Annotated in this window: 18 protein-coding genes; 5 read left to right on the forward strand and 13 right to left on the reverse strand. The window is 52.9% G+C overall.

Annotated elements, in window-relative coordinates; translation table 11 throughout:
- Nucleotides 1-124 precede the first annotated feature (124 nt).
- The 3 genes from hflX to ettA all read right to left on the reverse strand — a co-directional run bounded on the left by hflX (nt 125) and on the right by ettA (nt 3,500).
- Nucleotides 125-1,390, reverse strand: coding sequence for a ribosome rescue GTPase HflX (hflX, locus tag ACMXD4_RS16180; protein ID WP_415878753.1), 1,266 nt, complete (start codon nt 1,388-1,390; stop codon nt 125-127).
- An 11-nt stretch (nt 1,391-1,401) separates the two neighbouring features.
- Nucleotides 1,402-1,644: an RNA chaperone Hfq gene (gene hfq / locus ACMXD4_RS16185; RefSeq protein ID WP_415878754.1), complete on the reverse strand. Its 243-nt coding sequence runs from the start codon at nt 1,642-1,644 to the stop codon at nt 1,402-1,404.
- Nucleotides 1,645-1,835: 191 nt separating this feature from the next.
- Entirely contained in the window at nt 1,836-3,500 is a 1,665-nt protein-coding gene (ettA, locus tag ACMXD4_RS16190; RefSeq protein ID WP_415878755.1) for an energy-dependent translational throttle protein EttA, read from the reverse strand.
- Between the two features lie 93 nt (nt 3,501-3,593).
- Here ettA and ACMXD4_RS16195 point away from each other — a divergent pair, with 93 nt between their 5' ends.
- From ACMXD4_RS16195 to ACMXD4_RS16215, 5 genes are read left to right on the forward strand one after another with little or no spacing between them, the layout of a single operon-like run.
- Nucleotides 3,594-4,295 carry a TatD family hydrolase gene (locus tag ACMXD4_RS16195; protein WP_171694682.1) on the forward strand — a complete coding sequence of 234 codons (702 nt, stop codon included), beginning with the start codon at nt 3,594-3,596 and terminating at the stop codon, nt 4,293-4,295.
- Nucleotides 4,288-5,043 carry a ThiF family adenylyltransferase gene (locus ACMXD4_RS16200; protein ID WP_415878756.1) on the forward strand — a complete coding sequence of 252 codons (756 nt, stop codon included), beginning with the start codon at nt 4,288-4,290 and terminating at the stop codon, nt 5,041-5,043. The genes ACMXD4_RS16195 and ACMXD4_RS16200 overlap by 8 nt, the downstream gene beginning before the upstream one ends.
- On the forward strand, nt 5,036-5,437 hold the full coding sequence (locus ACMXD4_RS16205) for a hypothetical protein (RefSeq protein WP_415878757.1): 402 nt from the start codon (nt 5,036-5,038) through the stop codon (nt 5,435-5,437). The genes ACMXD4_RS16200 and ACMXD4_RS16205 overlap by 8 nt, the downstream gene beginning before the upstream one ends.
- Nucleotides 5,438-5,493: 56 nt before the next feature.
- Complete coding sequence (locus ACMXD4_RS16210; protein ID WP_415878758.1) at nt 5,494-6,411, forward strand: SAM-dependent methyltransferase; 918 nt, start codon at nt 5,494-5,496, stop codon at nt 6,409-6,411.
- Nucleotides 6,412-6,416: 5 nt separating this feature from the next.
- On the forward strand, nt 6,417-6,827 hold the full coding sequence (locus ACMXD4_RS16215) for a hypothetical protein (RefSeq protein ID WP_415878759.1): 411 nt from the start codon (nt 6,417-6,419) through the stop codon (nt 6,825-6,827).
- A gap of 22 nt (nt 6,828-6,849) precedes the next feature.
- On the opposite strand, the gene ACMXD4_RS16220 is transcribed toward ACMXD4_RS16215, so the two are convergent.
- The 10 genes from ACMXD4_RS16220 to ACMXD4_RS16265 all read right to left on the reverse strand — a co-directional run bounded on the left by ACMXD4_RS16220 (nt 6,850) and on the right by ACMXD4_RS16265 (nt 17,304).
- Nucleotides 6,850-7,986: a carboxynorspermidine decarboxylase gene (locus ACMXD4_RS16220; protein WP_415878760.1), complete on the reverse strand. Its 1,137-nt coding sequence runs from the start codon at nt 7,984-7,986 to the stop codon at nt 6,850-6,852.
- Nucleotides 7,983-8,582 carry a 5-formyltetrahydrofolate cyclo-ligase gene (locus ACMXD4_RS16225; RefSeq protein ID WP_415878761.1) on the reverse strand — a complete coding sequence of 200 codons (600 nt, stop codon included), beginning with the start codon at nt 8,580-8,582 and terminating at the stop codon, nt 7,983-7,985. Before ACMXD4_RS16225 ends, ACMXD4_RS16220 begins: the two co-directional genes overlap by 4 nt.
- Nucleotides 8,575-9,513, reverse strand: a complete 939-nt coding sequence (gene miaA, locus ACMXD4_RS16230) for a tRNA (adenosine(37)-N6)-dimethylallyltransferase MiaA (protein ID WP_415878762.1) — start codon at nt 9,511-9,513, stop codon at nt 8,575-8,577. Before miaA ends, ACMXD4_RS16225 begins: the two co-directional genes overlap by 8 nt.
- Nucleotides 9,514-11,394 carry a DNA mismatch repair endonuclease MutL gene (gene mutL, locus ACMXD4_RS16235; protein WP_415878763.1) on the reverse strand — a complete coding sequence of 627 codons (1,881 nt, stop codon included), beginning with the start codon at nt 11,392-11,394 and terminating at the stop codon, nt 9,514-9,516. It lies immediately after the preceding gene.
- A gap of 85 nt (nt 11,395-11,479) precedes the next feature.
- Nucleotides 11,480-13,030 carry an N-acetylmuramoyl-L-alanine amidase gene (locus ACMXD4_RS16240; RefSeq protein WP_415878764.1) on the reverse strand — a complete coding sequence of 517 codons (1,551 nt, stop codon included), beginning with the start codon at nt 13,028-13,030 and terminating at the stop codon, nt 11,480-11,482.
- Between the two features lie 44 nt (nt 13,031-13,074).
- Nucleotides 13,075-13,545 carry a tRNA (adenosine(37)-N6)-threonylcarbamoyltransferase complex ATPase subunit type 1 TsaE gene (gene tsaE, locus ACMXD4_RS16245; RefSeq protein ID WP_415878765.1) on the reverse strand — a complete coding sequence of 157 codons (471 nt, stop codon included), beginning with the start codon at nt 13,543-13,545 and terminating at the stop codon, nt 13,075-13,077.
- The gene (locus ACMXD4_RS16250) at nt 13,545-15,008 is read right to left on the reverse strand and encodes an NAD(P)H-hydrate dehydratase (RefSeq protein WP_415878766.1); all 1,464 of its coding nucleotides are present in this window, start codon (nt 15,006-15,008) and stop codon (nt 13,545-13,547) included. Before ACMXD4_RS16250 ends, tsaE begins: the two co-directional genes overlap by 1 nt.
- A 160-nt stretch (nt 15,009-15,168) precedes the next feature.
- Nucleotides 15,169-15,303 (reverse strand): hypothetical protein, encoded by a 135-nt coding sequence (locus ACMXD4_RS16255; protein ID WP_415878767.1) that lies wholly within the window; start codon nt 15,301-15,303, stop codon nt 15,169-15,171.
- A 148-nt stretch (nt 15,304-15,451) separates the two neighbouring features.
- Nucleotides 15,452-16,132 carry a PEP-CTERM sorting domain-containing protein gene (locus tag ACMXD4_RS16260; protein WP_415878768.1) on the reverse strand — a complete coding sequence of 227 codons (681 nt, stop codon included), beginning with the start codon at nt 16,130-16,132 and terminating at the stop codon, nt 15,452-15,454.
- A 74-nt stretch (nt 16,133-16,206) separates the two neighbouring features.
- Nucleotides 16,207-17,304, reverse strand: coding sequence for an IS5 family transposase (locus ACMXD4_RS16265; RefSeq protein ID WP_415878136.1), 1,098 nt, complete (start codon nt 17,302-17,304; stop codon nt 16,207-16,209).
- Nucleotides 17,305-17,754: the final 450 nt, after the last annotated feature.

Here is a 17,754-nt window from a genome sequence, read left to right on the forward strand (position 1 = left end):
TTTCGTAATGACCGCCTGTTCGATGATTCGAAGCACTGGCTGGTCTATCCGAAAAGTCGCCATTCTATCGTAACTTAACCATTTCCGAGCAAATAACTGGGGGATTCTTACGTCAATCCCCCGGCTAAGCCTGCTCATGAACGTCAATACCCTTCAACAAGCCCAAATGCTTTTTGTCGATTTCTATCGTCAATTCGCAATCGCCGCTATCGTTATTGACCTCGTCGATTATTTTCACAAAAGTGAATAACTTTGCTTTTAATCCGGCTTGGCTGGCTGGCAAAAAGCACTTTCGAATCACCTTACTGCTCGCGAATAATTCGGACAGAGCCTGCTGCAACAAATCACAGCCTACCCCGTTTTGCGCGGAAATCCAGACGCTGACAGGCTTACCGTCAGCATCGTAATCGATATGCGGCGCCACATCCTCCAGCAAATCGATTTTGTTGAATACCTTCAATTGGGGAATTTTAGCGGCGTCGATGTCGCTCAAGACTTGGTTTACCTGATAGATCGTATCTTCGCGATCTTCCGCCGCCGCATCGATCACGTGTAATAGCAAATCCGCCTCGCTGGCTTCTTGCAACGTGGATCTGAATGCCGCCACCAATTCATGAGGTAAATGCCGAATAAAGCCCACGGTATCGGCCAAAATGATTTCGCCGCCATTACTCAGCGACAATTGCCGCAAGGTAGGATCCAATGTGGCAAACAATTGATCGGCCGCATAAATGTCGGCACCGGTTAAGGTGTTAAACAAGGTGGACTTACCGGCGTTGGTATAGCCAACTAAAGATACGGTAGGAGTTTCGGCCTTTTTACGCTTACTTCGGCCTTGATGGCGCTGCTTTTCAACCTTTCCCAGGCGCTGTTGAATCTGTTTGATACGCACCGCCAACAACCGCCTGTCAGTTTCCAGCTGGGTTTCGCCGGGACCACGCAAACCGATACCGCCTTTTTGCCGCTCCAAGTGCGTCCAGCCGCGAATCAATCGAGTCGACAAATGTTTAAGCTGCGCCAGTTCGACCTGTAATTTACCTTCGAAGGTTTGTGCTCGCTGCGCAAAAATATCCAGGATCAGCCCGTTGCGATCGACCACCCGAACTTCCAGCGCTTTTTCCAGATTGCGCTCTTGGCTAGGCGTTAGTGGATGATTGACGATAACGATATTGGCTTCGTGTTCGATAATTGCCGATCTGATTTCGTCAACCTTGCCCGAGCCAACGAAATATTTCGGATCTGGCCGATAACGGCTACCGGTAACTACATGGGTTGGTTGGGCGCCTGCGGATTTGGTTAGTTCTTTCAGCTCGTCGAGATCTTCTTGACCAGCTTGCAAATTGAGGTGAACGAGAATAGCTCGCTCACCCGCATCGGGACGTTCAAACAAAAAATGACCTCTTAGCCTTCATCGCTAACGTCGGGATCACGGTGCATCGTGACATTTTTGCCGGGAACGATAGTAGATATGGCGTGCTTGTAAACCATTTGATTCACGGTGTTTTTCAGCATCACCACGTATTGGTCGAAAGAATCGACGCGGCCTTGCAGTTTGATACCGTTAACCAAAAAAATCGACACGGGGGTGTGTTCTTTTCTGAGGGCATTCAAAAAATTGTCCTGCAAGTTTTGTGCTTTCGACATCCTATTTCTCCTTATTATTGTTCGGTGCGCTATTAATACATTACCCGCTAGACCCACCAATTTCAACACGCGGGCTGCGGATCAATAAAAAACTGTTAGTGACTTTGGGACTGCTCGCCGCTATTTCAAGTTCAATCGAATCTTTATTAGCAAAGCCGTTGCGAAAATAACAACGGCTGCTTAAGTTCAGCTTAGCCGATTTTTTTATATTTGATACGACGCGGATTGTCGGCGTCTGTGCCCAGGCGTCTATGACGGTCAGCTTCGTAGTCCGCATAATTACCCTCAAACCACACAACTTCGCTATCGCCTTCGAACGCCAACATATGTGTGGCGATCCGATCCAAGAACCAACGATCATGCGAGATCACCACCGCGCAACCAGGGAAAGCCAGCAGAGCCTCTTCCAGTGCCCGCAAGGTTTCCACGTCCAAATCGTTGGTCGGTTCGTCGAGCAGCAGTACGTTGCCGCCGCTTTTCAGCAACTTGGCCAAATGCACGCGATTACGCTCGCCGCCGGACAGTTCGCCTATGCGTTTTTGCTGATCGCCGCCCTTAAAGTTAAAGCGCCCGATATACGCCCGGGACGGCGTCTCGTATTTGCCGACAGTAATCATATCCAAACCGTCGGAAATTTCTTCCCAAACTGTTTTGTTGTTGTTCATGTCGTCGCGCAACTGATCGACGTAAGCCATATGCACGGTTTGACCAAATTTGATTTCGCCGGCATCCGGTTTTTCAAATCCCGCCATCATCCGGAACAGCGTGGTTTTACCCGCGCCGTTCGGACCGATGATGCCGACGATACCGCCCGGCGGCAATTTGAAACTGAGATTGTTGATCAACAACCTGTCGCCAAATCCCTTGCTGATGTTCTCGACGTCGATGACCACATCGCCCAGCCGTGGACCGGGTGGAATATAAATTTCCTGGGTCTCGTTGCGTTTTTGGGTTTCGACCGACGACAATTCTTCAAAGCGAGCCAGACGTGCCTTGCTCTTCGCGTGCCGGCCTTTTGGATTGGAGCGCACCCACTCCAGCTCGGCTTTCATGGCTTTTTGCCGAGAAGACTCTTGTTTTTCCTCCAGCTCCAGACGTTTTTCTTTTTGTTCCAGCCAAGAAGAGTAATTTCCTTCCCACGGAATCCCCATTCCGCGGTCCAGCTCCAAGATCCAGCCGGCAACATTGTCGAGGAAATACCTGTCATGGGTTACCGCTACCACGGTACCTGGATAATCATGCAGAAAGCGCTCCAGCCAGGCCACCGATTCGGCATCCAAATGGTTGGTAGGCTCGTCCAGCAACAACATATCAGGTTTGGACAGCAATAAACGGCACAACGCTACCCGGCGCTTCTCACCGCCGGACAACTTGGTGACATCGGCATCCCAGTCCGGCAGGCGCAACGCATCGGCCGCCACTTCCAGCGTGCGATCCAGATTATGCCCGTCACACGCATTGATAATGTCTTCCAGCTTGGCTTGTTCGGCGGCCAGCGCGTCGAAATCGGCATCCGGCTCCGCGTAAGCGGCATAAACGGCGTCCAATCGGGCCAGCACATCTTTGATTTCCGCAACCGCTTCTTCGATATTGCCCCGCACAGTTTTATTCGGATCCAATTGCGGTTCTTGCGGCAGATAGCCGATCTTGGTGCCTTTCAGCGGAATCGCTTCGCCTTCGATTTCCTTGTCGATGCCAGCCATGATGCGCAGCAGCGTGGATTTACCGGAGCCGTTCAAACCGAGCACACCTATTTTGGCGCCAGGAAAAAACGATAAGGAAATGTCTTTAAGGATGTACTTCTTGGGCGGTACGATCTTGCCGACCCGGTTCATCGAGAAAATATATTGCGCCATTGTTTTTCTGCTGAAGAAATAAAATAGCATTATACCGTGCGATAACGGTTTTTTAAGGGTGTTAATTTTTATCGAGTATCAGGTGGTAATTCAGTGAAAATTGAAACAACTACGGGGGCGCTGAGCTTGGCCGATGCCTACATTGACATTCATTGCCACCAAATCGGCAATCAGCAGACCGTTGAAATGAGCAGCATTGCCACCCAGGATTTCGACGTCACGGCAACACAACACGGTTTTTACAGCTTGGGTTTACATCCCTGGCATCTCGATAAAGAAGACGCCGAAACCGCTTTAGGGAAAATCAGCGCAGCAAGCCAGGATCCACAGCTATTGGCAATTGGCGAATGCGGACTGGACAAAGCTATTGCCACGCCATTGGCCATGCAAATCCCCGCATTCATGAGCCAGATCAAACTCGCCAACCAACTTGGCAAACCGTTGATCATTCATTGCGTACGCGCCTTTAACGAGCTGATCCAGATTAAAAAATCCACCCCAAACACCGAGACACCCTGGGTCATTCACGGCTTTAACGGCAAACCCGCCTTGGCTGAACAATTACTAAGACACGGGGTTTATCTATCCTTTGGCGCCGCGTTATTGAATCCCCGCAGCCATGCCGGCGAAGCGCTAAGATACACGCCAACTGATCGCTTATTCCTGGAAACCGACACCGCAAACGTATCCATTGACGCGATATATGCCGCAGCGGCTAAAATGCTGGGTTTGGACATCGCGACCTTGCACCAACAAATCCTGAGCAATTTCAAACGAGTATTTCTGCATGACTGATTTAAGCTGGCTGTCCCGTACCGAACTATTAATCGGCAAACCCAAACTAGACAAGCTGCAACAATCCCATGTGTTGGTGGTGGGCATGGGCGGTGTGGGCTCGTTTGCGGCCGAATTTATCTGCCGGGCCGGGGTTGGCGAAATGACCATCGTCGATGGCGACGTGGTCGACCCGAGCAATCGCAACCGGCAGTTGCCGGCACTATCGACCACCCACGGCCAATCCAAAGCTGACATCATGGGCGAACGTTTGTTGGCGATCAATCCGGATTTGAAATTGCATATCCGCCACGAATTCATCACCCCGGACACCGCCGCCGACTTGCTGACCACCCATTACGATTACATCGTCGATGCCATTGATAGCTTGACACCGAAGATTCATCTAATCCGCGCCGCGAAAACTAACAAAATGAAAATCGTCAGTTCGATGGGCGCGGGTGGCAAGATGGACCCGACCCATTTGAAAGTGGTGGACATCTCCAAAACTTATAACTGTCCGTTTGCACAATTCATTCGCACACGCCTGCGCAAACACGGCATCAGCCGTGGCGTGAAGGTGGTATTTTCGCCGGAAGTGGTGAATAAAGATTCGTTGATGTTTACCGACGGCAGCAATTATAAAAAGTCGGCTTACGGCACGATTTCCTATTTGCCGGCGGCATTCGGCGGCGTCTGCGCTTCGGTAGTCATCCGCAACTTGATTCACGATCCCGTACATTCGCACCACAACAAACATCATGGATAAATTACCCAGCCGTCCAGCGGATTCCTTGCTGGTCAATCCAGGCAAAAGTTCACGTTTGCAGGAGATGCGGCAGCGCGCGGCCACGGCAAATCAGCCGGCTCCCGCGCCTATCCAACCCCAGCCCCAAGCGATAGATAAAAACTTAAGCCCGGAAATGGCCTTGGCTAGACAATTGATCGATCAGCGTTTAAGCGAAATTTTGGCGTCACTACCGGTCGGTAAACAGCGTCGTTTGTTCAAGATCCGCTTTGGCATCGAACCTGAGCAAATCAAAGACTTAGCAATAAAACAAATATTTGCATTGCTGGAAATCAATCACCCGCAACTCAACAATCTGTCGGCTAACATGAAGCGAATCGCCGATCTGAATTATAATGGCCGGCAACCCAACTAATTCGGCCGTTTACCTTGCCTTACGCTCAGTCGTCCCGTTCCTCGATTCCCGCTACGATGTACACCCTAGAACCCAACCAAGATTACCGCGACCAAAGCCTGCGCGATAACGCCGAATTATCCAGCACCGAACTACAGGCCGACGCCGCCAAACACTACGATGACTGCTACAACGATTATCTGGTGGCTTGGTGTAACCGCGACAATCTGGCCCTGCATTACGGCTATTGGGACGAAGCCAAGCCTTACGATCAACATCAAGCCTTGCTGAACAAAAACCAGGTGCTTTATGAAAAAGCCGGCATTCAAGCCAGCGATAAGGTTCTTGACGCCGGTTGCGGTATCGGCGGCAGCACGATCTGGATGGCTAAACAGCATGGTAACCGGGTAACAGGCATCACTATCAGCGCCAAACAAGCCGACTATGCTCGGCAGCACGCCAAGCGCCACGGCGTTGCTGAGCTGGTCGATTTTGAAGTCGCGGATTTTTGCGCCACGCCCTTCCCCGACGCCTCGTTTGATGTCGTCTGGGCTTTGGAAAGCTCCTGCCATGCGTTAAAAAAAGGCGACTTTTTGCGCGAAGCCTGGCGGGTGTTAAAGCCTGGTGGCCGAATTGTGGTTTGCGACGGCTTTGTATTGCAGCGGCAATTTAACGAACAGCAATGGCAGGCGGTGGTGACCTGTTTGAACGGCTGGGCCGTACCGAATCTCTGCGCGCGCGACGAATTTACCGGCTTGTTGGAGCAACAAAGTTTTCAAACGATTGTTTGCCACGACATCACTACACAAACCCAGGCATCCGTCGAACATATGTTCAAAGTCGCCAAACGCCTGAAACCGGTACAAACCATCAGCCAATGGCTGGGGCTACGTTCCAAGGCACAAACCGCCAATTATTTGGTCGGTCTGGCCCAACATCAGTTGTTTACCGAAAAACTCACCGAATATTGCATTTTTACTGCGCAAAAGGCTTAAACACGATGCCGATGGTTTTACCGCGTTTGAAGTTTCTGACTCTATTTACATTAGTGGTATGCGGTGCAGTGGGTTGCGCCAGCGTGCCGGCCAATAGCCAGCATGACAGCTTTGCCGACTACGCCGAATCGGTATTCCGCCACCAGAGTGCGCTATTAAGCCGACTGATGATGCTCAGTGAAGCCGAGCAATTGCCGGATAACGAGGCCTTCGAAAATGCCGAACAAACCATGCACGATGCCTGTCATCTGTTGAACGAATATGCGGAACGGGAAAGTGATGGCGAACACATGGGCTTGCGCTTTAAAGCCAAGGTACAAGCCAGCATCGAAGGCTGCGATGCCAGTATTCAGAAGATGGAAGCGCTAATGAGCGGCCTGGACCAAGAGCAAGCGCCGCCGCACGCCCACCCTTAAACGTAAAACCGGCAGCGAAACGCTAATCGCCGCTATTCGCCCATTGCCGGCGATAATCGGCATAACTATCACGCTTTTGCAGCACCCAGCGAGCCGGATTGACGCTGTAAACATCCGGCAGCTGGTAACCGTTAAACCGGTTGGCCTTGATCAGCGAATACGCCCCCACGTCGGCAAACACTAAACGCTCTCCAACCTCAGGAATCCGCCTAAACCGATATTCGCCGAACACATCACCGGCCAGGCAGGTCGAGCCCGCCAAAATTGCCGACTGTTCGCCGGCACCCTCTTCTTCCAGCAACCGCGGTTTCATCTGATATTCGAACACTTCCGGATGATGATTCACGGAGGTATCCAAAATCAACACCTGCTTGCCGTCACTGACAAACCGGTCCAGCACAGTGGCCAACAAATAACCGGCATTACCGACCACCCCCTTTCCCGGCTCCAGATACACATCGACGCCAAATTCGGCTCGCACCTCCCTAATCAATTCAGCAACATCCTGGTGTTCGGCGATGGCGTGATACAAATAGCCGCCACCCAGATTCAGCCATTTAAGCCGATTGCGTTTTAGAAGAGGCCGCAGTTTTTCCAGCGTCTGTTGCAAGGGCCTAAAATCCCGGCAGGCAAACACCGTGTGAAAATGCAGTCCTTCCACATCAGCCGGCAAACCATCCCGCAGCAGTTCGATATCGACCCCCAATTTGGAATGCGGCCGGCACGGGTCATACCGTTGATCGTCGGCAAAAGACAGCTTGGGATTCACTCGCAATCCTGGCGAATAACCGTCAGCAAACGCCTGTAGCCGCTGACGCTGCGGCAAGGAATTGAAACTGATATGACTGCAAAGCCGGCCCAACTCTGCGAACTCGTCGGGGCGCAAGCCCGGCGTGGTCAAATGAATACTGCCGCCGTCACCCAAAACCTCTTTCGCCAGTCGCGCCTCGAACAAGGAACTGACCGAAAAGCCGTCGATTTGATCTTTTATCAGCTCCAGCAATGCCGCCAACGGCAACGCCTTCATCGAATACAGAATCTTGCAGCCGCTTGCCTGCTTCAGCGCTTGCAGCGGTTTTAGATTGGCAAAAATTTGCGTCTCGTCCAGCACCAAGGCGGGGCTAGTGGGAATTTGTTGCTTTAGCTCGCTCCAATTCATCGTTGAGCATGCCTGTTGCCTGAATAAATCGCGCGCTCGGTAAGCACATAGTCCATGAACACATCGTGTGTATCCATCGCCACCTGCGGCAATAGTTGGGCTTCATAACAAATCGCCGCCAACACCGCGTCGGGCCGCACTTTTTGCAGTAGCCGGTCGTAATAACCGGCACCGTTGCCCAAGCGCCCGCCTTGCTTGTCAAACGCCACGCCGGGCACGACGACGACATCCAGCTCATCAGCAACCACTTGCTTAGCCGGCTCCAGCCAACGTGCACGCGGCGGTTCGAGAATATTCCACATGCCCGCTTGCAATTCGTCGAGTGATTCCAGCTGCCACAAACCCAGTTGCTTATGGCCTGCGGTATCGACCGTACAATACGGTACGACAATGCGCTTACCCGCATTTAGTTCAGCTACTACGGTAGGCAGCGTCTGCACCTCTGAACGGCAATGCAAATACCACATCACCGTCTTAGCTGCTTGATACCAGGCTTGCTCAACGACACGCCGGCAAATGTCGGCGCTGATCGCATCCTTATGAGCCTGAGCATGACGCGCCGCGTAGGCAATTTGGCGTTGTTCGGCTTTATTCATAGGCGCGGCAATAGGCCAGGGCTTGGCCGACTAGGTCTTTAGAACCGGTAATTAAATGATGGGCATCCTGTTCCTTACGTAGCCAGGTAAATTGGCGTTTGGCCAACTGACGAGTGGCGACAATCGCTTTGTCCCGCATCGTTACCAGGTCGTATTCGCCGCTTAGATAGGACCAAGTCTGCCGGTACCCAACGCAGCGTATCGACGGCATGCTTCCGTCCAAATCACCGCGTTGCCATAAAGCCTGCACTTCGTCGAGAAAACCTTGTTTCAGCATCAGATCGAAGCGCTCGGCGATCTTGTCGTGCAAGGTGTTGCGCTGCTCAGGCGCAATAATCAATTTGATAAACCGATACGGATGCTCGGCCTGCTGATCGGCGTCGAAGAAACTGGATAGCGGCCGGCCGCTGATTTCAAAGACCTCCAGCGCCCGTTGAATCCGTTGCGGGTCGTTGACGTGGATCCGCGCCGCGGCTTGCGGGTCGACTTGCGCCAGTCGGGCATGCAAGGCGTCTTTCCCCAAGGTTTGCAATTCGTGATCCAATCGTTGGCGAATCTCTGGGTCCGCGGCCGGCAATTGCGCCAAACCTTGGGTCAAGGCGCTGAAGTACAGCATCGTGCCACCCACCAAAATCGGCAACTTGCCACGTTCAGTCATATCCGCCATCAACGCCAAAGCGCGGTCACGGAATTGACCGGTGGAAAAACTTTCGCAGGGATCGAGAATGTCGATTAAATGATGCGGCACGCCGTCGCGCTCGGCTAATGTGGGTTTGGCGGTGCCGATGTCCATGCCACGGTAAACCAAGGCGGAATCGACGCTAATGATTTCCGTGTCCAAGGCTTGCGCCAGCGCCACGCCCAGCGCGGTCTTGCCGGATGCGGTCGGCCCCATCAACAGAATGGCCGACGGTTTTTGCAACTCGCTCATTTATTGCCCACGCATGAAAAACCGGTCCAAGTCCTGATGGCTCAGCGCCACCCAGGTCGGTCTGCCGTGGTTGCATTGGCCGATGCGCTCGGTTTGCTCCATGTCGCGCAGCAAGGCATTCATTTCTTCGATGCTGAGTTTGCGCTTGGCCCGCACCGAGCTGTGACAAGCCATGGTCGCCAAAATCGCGTTAATACTTTCCTGGGCTTTGTGACTGACGCCGTGGGTGACCAGATCGGCCAGAATGTCGCGCACCAACTGATCGACATCAGCTTTAGCCAGCAGGGCCGGCGTGGCTCTGAGGACCACTGTTTCCGGGCCGGAACGGTTGATTTCGAAACCCAGATTCATAAAAAATTCGTGCTCTTGCTCCGCCAGATCGGCCTCGGCGGCGGTGACTTGCAATTTGATCGGCAACAGCAAGGGCTGGGAGACTATCGCCCGTTGGTGGTAATGCTGCTTCAGGCGCTCGTAAGTCACTCGTTCATGGGCAGCGTGGGCATCCACCAAAATTATGCCGTTGGCCGTTTCCGCCAGAATGTAAATATTGTGGATGTGCGCCAAGGCAAAACCCAGCGGCGGTATCGGTGAGTCGCCGCCTGGCTGGGTTGAGTTGGCTCGCTCGATCTGCGGATACAGTTTGGCATAGGCTGTGATTTGCTCGGCCACATCCGACAAATTGGCTCGCTCCGACGGGTAGCGATAAGCGCCGAATGCTTCAGGTGTAGGCCGTTGCGACATGCTATCCACACTCGACTCCGGCATCGTCAGCGGTAAAGAGGTTTGCTGATTCAAAGGCGTCCGCAACTGCGTCATCGGCGCTTGCGCAGGCGAAACTTCGCCTACAGTTTCAATGTGCTGCGCCACCGCGGTAGCGCCGGGTCGTTGATCCGCCAAGCTGCGATGCAAGGCCTGAAACAGAAAATCGTGCACCATCCGCCCTTCCCGGAACCGCACTTCCAATTTGGTCGGATGCGCGTTGACGTCAACCAGCGCTGGGTCAAGTTCCAGATACAACACAAACACCGGATGCCGGCCGTGATACAGCACATCCTGATAGGCCTGCTTCACGGCGTGGGCCACCAAGCGGTCTTTGATTAAGCGACCGTTGACGTAGAAAAACTGCATGTCCTGCTGACTACGGGAAAAGGTCGGCAAGCCAACCCAACCATGTAAATGCAAGCCCGACGCCGCAAAATCTATCGTCACGCAATTCTCGACAAAAGCCGAGCCGCAAATTGCCGCGATGCGTTTTTCCTGGGCGGCTTGGGTGTCAGCCGGTTTGAGATTCAGCACTTCGCGCTGATTGTGATTCAACAGAAAACCGACATCAAAACGCGCCAAAGCCAATTTTTGAATCAGGCTTTCTATGTGAGAAAACTCGGTCTTCTCGGCTTTTAAAAACTTACGCCGGGCCGGGGTGTTATAAAACAAATCCCGCACATCCACCGTAGTGCCGGGCGGATGCGGGTCGGGTTGCGGATCGAAGTTTTGCTCGGTGCCATCGGCGCTGACCTGCCAGGCGCAGTCGGCATCGGCAGTACGGGAGATCAAAGTCAAACGCGCCACCGAACTGATGCTGGGCAAGGCCTCGCCGCGAAAGCCCATGCTAATCACATGTTCCAAGTCATCCAACGAGGCAATCTTACTGGTGGCATGCCGGGATAAAGCCAAAGCCAGGTCATCCTTAACGATGCCGCAACCGTTATCGCGGATTCGGATTTGCCGGGTGCCGCCCTGCTCCACATCGATTTGAATCTGGGTGGCGCCAGCATCGAAACAATTTTCCACCAGCTCTTTGACCACAGACGCCGGCCGCTCGACCACCTCGCCGGCGGCGATTTGATTGACTAATTGGGTAGGTAAAGCATGAATCCGCATTGGCCGCGCTCAAACAAAAGCGCGTATTTTAGCGGATGGAAATGAAACGGGGCGAAATGATTCGCCCCGCTTTAAGATAGTTTAATCAGCTGTCATGCGGAATTTGCAACACCTGACCAACCCGAACATTGCCGTCATTCATCGCATTGGCCATCCGCAAGGCTCGCATGCTTATGCCATATTGCTGGGCGATGCCTGACAGGGTTTCGCCGCGATTAATCACATGATGCGTGCCGGCACTGTTGCTCGCGATTGTGGCTGGAGCCGCATCCAACTCTCTAGCCGCCAACACCGGTTTTTGTTCCGGTTTTGCTTTAGCCACCGGTTCATTGTCATCCACATCCACTGCCGCCAATTGCACGGCTTTGGATTTGCCGGAACGATTCAGCTGCGCCATCATCGTATCGGCCGGCGCATATTGTTTAAAGTGGCCGACGATCCCGCTAAATACCGCCGAGGCCATTTTGTTTTGATAAGCCTTGGTGTTTAAACGGCGCTCTTCTTCCGGATTGGAAATGAAAGCGGTTTCCACCAGAATCGACGGAATTTCCGCCGACTTTAACACGACGAATCCGGCTTTTTGCACGGTATTGCGATGCAAATGACCAACACCCTTCACGCTTCTCAACACCTTGTTACCGATGTTTTGGCTGGCTTCCTTCGCCGCCTTATTGGATAAATCCATCAACACCGAGGTCAAGGTGTCATCTCTGTCCTCGGCGGCACCGCCATCCACCGCGTTTTCGCTATTAGCCAGCCACGTGGCGCCGGCACTGGACGCGCCTTTATTGGCCAACGTATAAACCGAAGCACCGTGCGCCTGACTGTCGCTAAACGCATCGGCATGTATCGACACAAACAAATCGGCCTTGGCCGCGCGGGCAATACGGCGGCGTTCGTTTAATTTCACAAAATAGTCGCCATCGCGAATCATCACCGCTCTCATACCCGGCTGGCTGTTGACCATACCTTGCAGACTCTTGGCAATCGCAAACACCACGTCTTTTTCTTGAGTGCCGTTCGCGCCCTGCGCACCGACATCCTTACCGCCGTGGCCAGCGTCGATGGCCACAATGATGTGACGACCCTTGGCTTTGGCGACCGATTTAACCGCGACAGGTTTGGCAGTGGTCTCGGATTTTTTAGTGGATTTATCGGCTTTTTCGGCAGCAGCAACCTCGGGGGTAGCTGTCGGCTTTTCCGTTTTAACCGCCGCAACCGGAGTAAATGCTCTTTCCGCCGGCTTGGCTGTCAATTGCGGCTGCGCTGGCTGATCTTTTGCCGCCAAATCGATTTGTAAATTCTTACCGACCATCGCGACTTTGGCGTCCGCATCAGCTTTCAATTCGACGACGATACGCAAATCCTTGTTGTTACGCATTGCGCTGCGGGCAAAACCAAACAAGGGATGATCCGCAACCGGTTGATTCAAATCCTGCGCCATTTTGGCATCGCTAAAATCCATAACCAGACGATTAGGACTTTTCAACACAAACGCATGATGCTTGACCGTGCTCGGCAAATTGACCAGCAGTTGATTGGTGGATGAATAACTGATCGGACCCAGTTCAGTCTGAGCCGCGAGCACCGAAAACGTGGGTAATAACAAACCCCATATCCAGAAAGTTTTAGACATCTGCTGCATACCCCACATTTCCACTAGTGACAACTTCGTTGAAATTATAGCAGTAGGTTATTGTTTTTCCAGTTTAGTTTTATTTCGCCAAGCCGATTTTTTGCTAACACATTGATTTCAGCGGTACGTTGCTGCTGAAAATAATTCAAGCTAACCTCCACATCGGCATTGGGCAGAAAGCCGGCACCCATTTGCGGCCATTCGATGCAGCACAATGCGTTTTGGTTGAGATAATCGTCCATGCCCATCCATTCCAGTTCCTCGGGGTCCTTCAGCCGATACAAATCAAAATGAAACAAGCGCCGACCATCGACTTCGTATTCCTCGACCAAGGTGTAAGTAGGGCTTTTCACCGCGCCTGTATGGCCGGCAGCGCGCAATAAGCCGCGCACCAGCGTCGTCTTGCCAGCACCCAAATCGCCGTACAAAAACAGCAGACATTTTGCCGGCAAGGCTTGCCAAAGCGCGGCGCCAAGCGCTTCGGTATCTTCGGGGGTTTCTAGCGTGATGTTCATTAATTCAATAATTTCCTGATTCGTTCCGGCAAATCACCGGCCAACAAGCCGCGCTCGCCCAATTCTGCAGCCAGACTATCAGCCGCTTCGCCATGCACATAAACACCCAGCCTAGTCGCCTGCTCCAAACTCAAGCCTTGCGCCAGCAAACCGCCGATCAAGCCGGACAACACATCGCCCATGCCACCGCTGGCCATGCCAGGATTACCGGTGGTGCCGACATATACCGCTTCACCGTTGCTAATCAAGGTACCGGCGCCTTTTAACAAACAGATACCACCGTACTGACTCTGAATATCCGATAAGGCTGCAAAGCGGTCTGCCGAGATTTGCCGGGTATTACATGCCAACAAGCGCGCGGCTTCGCCGGGGTGCGGTGTTAAAACCCAGTTGTCGTGGCGCTGCGGTTGCTCCGCCAGCAAATTCAGCGCGTCGGCATCAAGCACGCAAGGCTTATCGCGACCCATGACGGTGCCAAACATTTCCCTGGCCCAATCGTCCTGACCAAGGCCGGGCCCGATCACGATGACGCTGGCTTTATCCAGTAAGGCGTGCAGCGTTTCGCCGCATTCCACGCCGTGGCACATCAACTCCGGCCGGCCGATATTGATCAGCCCGCTATGCGCAACGCGGGTGGCGATACTAACCAGACCGGCCCCGGAACGCAAGGCCGCCTCGCCCGCCAAGCGTATGGCCCCGGTATACCCCAGATTGCCGCCGATCAGCAGTACGTGACCGAAATGGCCTTTGTGCGCCGTCCGCGGACGACGCGGTAACGCTAACTTATCCAGCAATTCGGCGAACGGGGGCATTGCCGCCAACACTGCCGCGTCGATATCCAAATTATTGCAAATAATCTCGCCGCAATATTCCGGCGCTGCGCCGGTAAACAAGCCGCACTTCAAACCGATAAAAGTCACCGTCACATCGGCCTTAACCGCGCAACCCAACACGGAACCGGTGTAGGCGTGTAAGCCGGACGGTACATCCACGGCAACTACCGGACAGTCTGAATCGTTAATCGCGGCGATGGCTAACGCATAACCTTGCCCGACTTCCCGACTCAAACCAATTCCGAATAAGGCATCGACGATCACGCCTTGCAGCCTGGATTGCCCGACTTCAAAATCGCTTACAACGCCGCCGGCCTGCAAGAAATCTTGATAGGCGCTGAGCGCATCGCCGGGTAAACCGGCCGGATCAGACAGTGCGTAAACGCTTACCCGATAGTGCGCCTGCAGAGCCAGCCTAGCCACCTCATAGCCGTCACCACCGTTATTACCTCCGCCACAAAACACCGTAACGGATTGTTGTTCCGGCCAGCGCAGCTTGATCTGTTCAAATAATGCAAAACCTGCCCGACGCATCAATTCCCGGCCCGGAATCCCCAGCTCATCAATCGCGTAACGCTCGGCCTCTCGGATTTGGGCGGTGCAGTAGAGTTTGTTTGAGGGAGTTTGCATGGGGTGGCCTTGGTAAATCGAGAGTTTTTTGTCGTTGATCTTACCGGGGTTGCTTTAGTTGATTACTCCAGTACCTGTCGGCAAATCTAGCTCAAATTCAACTCACGACCGTTTGGAAAAAAATCAATCGGCGTTCATGGTTGATTTTCGCGGTACACGGTTAAATCTCAATGGCATCACCGTTTAAACGGTAAACAAAGCTGTATTGTTGATAGACCACCCGGCGAATGTCGTCGCCAAGCTCCGGCATCGGCGTGCCCGACTCCGGAAACTTCACCAGATGTAGGGTACGCACCGCGTACCATTGGAGCCATCATGGTGGCAAAAGCCTGAAGGTACGCGGTGCGTACCCTACCGGGCTTAAAAACAATGACAAGATTCGTTGGAAAACAGGCTGGAATGTCAAATGAATTCGAGTCCAGCCTGTTCTTTTTTACAACTATTTAAGCAACCGATCCGTTTGTTTGTAGTAATCGCTGCGTGGATAACCATCTAAAACCAGAAACAGAAACAACCAACAGCATTAAGCTCAAAGTCGTTGGTTCGGGAACGGTGGACGTTACAGGATCGACACTGTAATCAAGAGCCGACGCGCCGGTAATTGGCAATGCACTGCCGGTAACATCATCCAAAGCTTCGATGTTGCTCATAACAAATTGGCCTGAACCCTGGGTCAAAGCCGTTAAAAATAGCGTGCCCAGCACACCATTGGTAGCTAACCCTCTGCCAGACTCGCCGTTGTATCCGCCGTAAGCACCGAAATATAGCACAGTGGCCGGTGAGACTCCGGCAAGCCATGCTGCTCCGTTCACCCCAGAAGGTATTACGGAGCCGGCCGCTCGGCCGTTGTAGCTGAAAATAGCTGGATTGAAGCTGATATCGCCGATTATATAAGCGTATCGCTCGCTAGAAATGTTTGAAACAACAATATCCAAACCAAAGGATTGCCCGACAGATAAATTAGAAATGTCCACCCCTCCTTGTGCCTGAAACGACAAAACCGGCGCTGCCCGAGTTGGCGTGGAAACACTTAACAGGCTGGTGAAAAACCCGCCGATATTTCCCCTTACCCACGATGTTCGTGATTTTTTCGAGTTGAAATCGGTCATGACATCGAGTTTCAAGCGTTTTGCCCCGGTTTCAAGGGCTTTTTATTCGCCTGAAGCCGTCTGTGGACGGTTTTCAGGCGAACTTCACCCTAGGCGGGTGCACTCCACGCCGGTTTCGGCGTGAACACCAATAGGTTGAGCATGCGCGTCAGGTTGTAGGCGGCAAAGCAAAACAAGGCCTGACCCGCGACTTTGGCTAAGCCGATGTGACGGGTTTTGCGCAGGCCGCCGACCGTTTTGACCCAGCCAAAGGCTTCTTCGACGATTTTGCGGCGCTTGAGACTTTGGGCGTAACCTTTGCCGCGCGCGGTGCGGCCGTCGACGGCACTGCCAATCTTTTTGCGGGCCACATGGGCTTTGATATCACGGGACTCGAGTCCGTTGACGAACGCCGGTTGGTCATAGCCTTTGTCGGCACCGACGCTGCCACCTTGGGGCACGCGGCGTTTGATCATTTTTTGCGCGGCTTCGATTTCGGCGGTGCCGGTGGCTTGTGTGGTTTCGACATCGACAATCAGGCCGTTGCGATTCTCGGACAAGGCATGGGTGATGTAACGCAGTTTGGCCTCGGTGTATTCGCCTTTCTTGTAAAGCCGGGCTTCGGGATCGGTTGTACTTTGATGGGTGGCGTTGCTGCGCTTTTCGCCACTGAAGTCGATCTCGGGATTGCGGCCGGCGGGTTTATCGGGACCACTACCATCTTTTTTGACGAAGCTTTTGTGCGAGGCCCAGGCTTCAATCAGGCTACCGTCGACGCTGAAGTGTTCGTCGGACACCAGATTTTGCCATTCGGCTATGGCCAGTACCCGCTCAAAAAATTCGCGACTCAGGGCTTCAGACAACAGACGTTCGCGGTTGGCACTGAACACTGTGCGTTCCCACACGGCGTCGTCGATGCCCAGACCGACAAACCAGCGAAACAACAGGTTGTAGTCCAGTTGTTCCATCAACTGACGCTCGCTACGGACCGTATACAGGACTTGTAACAGCAAGGCGCGCAGCAGTTTTTCAGGGGCAATCGAGGGACGGCCTGTGTGCGAGTAACGCTCGGCAAAGACGGCATCCATAGAGGCCAATACGCCATCAACCAGTAGCCGTAAACGACGCAACGGATGCTGTTTGGGAATACGGTCTTCCAGGCTAACATAGCTGAACCAGCTGTTTTGAATGGCATCGTGTCCGCGCATTGAAAGGCTCCAAATTTAGGTAGCCTATTTTAACAGTTGGCCCCTCATCTATGCCTTAGCTTACTTGGCTTTTCGAGTTTTTCACCAGCCTGCTAACCCAATTGCCGTCGAAAAAATAAATAGTTTAAATAGTTTGTTTAGCGTTGCCATATCACCTCCAATAAAAGAAATTAGCCAAAAAATAAATGTCAATCGTTCGTTAGTCTAACATCTGATTGTCAGTAGTAAAAATGTGATCTTGATTTTAGACAGGAGTGAAGAAGGCCGTTTGATATATGCGACCTGAATGTATGCGACAGGTAAATCCCCCCGGCGGAGGCGCAATGCCGTTAAGTTAAGCCGTTCATGATGTGTCGAACCAAGGACGGCTTAGCCATCCGCCCTTCGACAAGCTCAGGACGAACGGTTAATTCTTAACTTAACGGCATTGGGCGGAGCCGGTGGCTTATT

It is taken from the genome of Methylomonas sp. TEB, assembly GCF_047777895.1.
Taxonomy (GTDB): Bacteria; Pseudomonadota; Gammaproteobacteria; order Methylococcales; family Methylomonadaceae; genus Methylomonas.